Origin of the sequence: Vreelandella titanicae BH1 (genome assembly GCF_000336575.1) — a bacterium.
GTDB lineage: Bacteria > Pseudomonadota > Gammaproteobacteria > Pseudomonadales > Halomonadaceae > Vreelandella > Vreelandella titanicae.
This window is the reverse complement of the sequence record NZ_AOPO01000034.1, coordinates 1-2,851: the sequence shown is the minus strand read 5'-3', so window position 1 is coordinate 2,851 and position 2,851 is coordinate 1. Positions and strand designations below refer to the sequence as shown.

Here is a 2,851-nt window from a genome sequence, read left to right as displayed (position 1 = left end):
GGCCACACGCTGCGTATCCGGTTTTCATTGACGTCATCATCGCGACCAGACCCCTTGGGTGTTATAGGGTCAAGCCTCACGGGCCATTAGTACACGTTAGCTCAACGCCTTGCAGCGCTTCCACACCGTGCCTATCAACCAGCTGGTCTCGCTGGGCCCTTCAGGAGGCTCTAGGCCTCAGGGATGTCTCATCTTGAAGGGGGCTTCCCGCTTAGATGCTTTCAGCGGTTATCCCGTCCGACCATAGCTACCCGGCAATGCCACTGGCGTGACAACCGGAACACCAGAGGGTCGTCCACTCCGGTCCTCTCGTACTAGGAGCAGCCCTTCTCAAACATCCAACGCCCACGGCAGATAGGGACCGAACTGTCTCACGACGTTCTAAACCCAGCTCGCGTACCACTTTAAATGGCGAACAGCCATACCCTTGGGACCGACTTCAGCCCCAGGATGTGATGAGCCGACATCGAGGTGCCAAACACCGCCGTCGATGTGAACTCTTGGGCGGTATCAGCCTGTTATCCCCGGAGTACCTTTTATCCGTTGAGCGATGGCCCTTCCATACAGAACCACCGGATCACTAGAACCTGCTTTCGCACCTGCTCGACGTGTCTGTCTCGCAGTCAAGCACCCTTATGCTCTTGCACTCAATGCACGATGTCCGACCGTGCTGAGGGTACCTTCGTGCTCCTCCGTTACTCTTTAGGAGGAGACCGCCCCAGTCAAACTACCCACCACACACTGTCCTCGATCCGGATAACGGACCTGAGTGAGAACGCCAATGATGCCAGGCTGGTATTTCAAGGTTGGCTCCCTCCGAACTGGCGTCCAGAGTTCAAAGCCTCCCAGCTATCCTACACAGGCAACATCAGCGTCCAGTGTGAAGCTATAGTAAAGGTTCACGGGGTCTTTCCGTCTAGCCGCGGGTACACCGCATCTTCACGGCGATTTCAATTTCACTGAGTCTCGGGTGGAGACAGCGTGGCCATCATTACGCCATTCGTGCAGGTCGGAACTTACCCGACAAGGAATTTCGCTACCTTAGGACCGTTATAGTTACGGCCGCCGTTTACCGGGGCTTCAATCAAGAGCTTCGCCTTGCGGCTAACACCATCATTTAACCTTCCGGCACCGGGCAGGCGTCACACCCTATACGTCCGCTTGCGCGTTAGCAGAGTGCTGTGTTTTTAATAAACAGTTGCAGCCACCTGGTATCTTCGACCGGTTCGGGCTAGGAGAGCAAGTCTCTTCACCCTATGCCGGCGTGCCTTCTCCCGAAGTTACGGCACCATTTTGCCTAGTTCCTTCACCCGAGTTCTCTCAAGCGCCTTGGGATTCTCACCCTGACCACCTGTGTCGGTTTGGGGTACGGTCGCACATGATCTGAAGCTTAGAGGCTTTTCCTGGAAGCGTGGCATCAGTGACTTCCTGACCGTGGTCAGTTCGTCTCGTGTCTCGGCTTTAAGACCCCGGATTTACCTAAGGTCTCGGCCTACTCACTTTCACCAGGACTACCAACGCCTGGCTCACCTAGCCTTCTTCGTCCCCCCATCGCAACCATGTCCGGTACGGGAATATTGACCCGTTTCCCATCGACTACGCCTTTCGGCCTCGCCTTAGGGGCCGACTCACTCTGCTCCGATTAGCGTCGAACAGAAACCCTTGGTCTTCCGGCGAGGGAGTTTTTCACTCCCTTTATCGTTACTCATGTCAGCATTCGCACTCGTGATACCTCCAGCGAACTTCTCAATTCACCTTCATTGGCTTACACGACGCTCCTCTACCGCGAATTCCTATCGAAATAGAAACTCACCCGTAGCTTCGGTACCTGGTTTAGCCCCGTTACATCTTCCGCGCAGGCCGACTCGACTAGTGAGCTATTACGCTTTCTTTAAAGGATGGCTGCTTCTAAGCCAACCTCCTAGCTGTCTGAGCCTTCCCACATCGTTTCCCACTTAACCAGGATTTCGGGACCTTAGCTGACGGTCTGGGTTGTTTCCCTTTTCACGACGGACGTTAGCACCCGCCGTGTGTCTCCCACGCTCTACTCACCGGTATTCGGAGTTTGCCTCGGGTTGGTAAGTCGGGATGACCCCCTAGCCGAAACAGTGCTCTACCCCCGGCGGTACTACGTGAGGCGCTACCTAAATAGCTTTCGAGGAGAACCAGCTATCTCCGAGCTTGATTAGCCTTTCACTCCGATCCACAAGTCATCCAAATCTTTTTCAACAGATCCTGGTTCGGGCCTCCAATTGATGTTACTCAATCTTCACCCTGCTCATGGATAGATCGCTCGGTTTCGGGTCTATATCCAGCGACTGTGTCGCCCAGTTAAGACTCGGTTTCCCTACGGCTCCCCTATACGGTTAACCTCGCCACTGAATATAAGTCGCTGACCCATTATACAAAAGGTACGCAGTCACAGAACAAGTCTGCTCCTACTGCTTGTACGCACACGGTTTCAGGATCTATTTCACTCCCCTCTCCGGGGTTCTTTTCGCCTTTCCCTCACGGTACTGGTTCACTATCGGTCAGCCAGGAGTATTTAGCCTTGGAGGATGGTCCCCCCGTCTTCAGTCAAGGTTTCTCGTGCCCCGACCTACTCGATTTCACATGATCAGATTTTCGACTACGGGGCTATCACCCGCTACGGCCACGCTTCCCAGCGTGTTCGCCTAATCAGTCTCATGCTTAAGGGCTGGTCCCCGTTCGCTCGCCGCTACTAGGGGAATCTCGGTTGATTTCTTTTCCTCAGGGTACTTAGATGTTTCAGTTCCCCTGGTTCGCCTCGTACACCTATGTATTCAGTGCACGATACTCATCTTGTGATGAGTGGGTTTCCCCATTCAGA

The 2,851-nt window shown here is 54.2% G+C and carries 1 rRNA gene; it reads right to left on the bottom strand.

Annotated elements, in window-relative coordinates:
• Positions 1 to 65 precede the first annotated feature (65 nt).
• Positions 66 to 2,851: ribosomal RNA gene (locus tag HALTITAN_RS24310) — 23S ribosomal RNA — on the bottom strand; the annotation flags it as partial.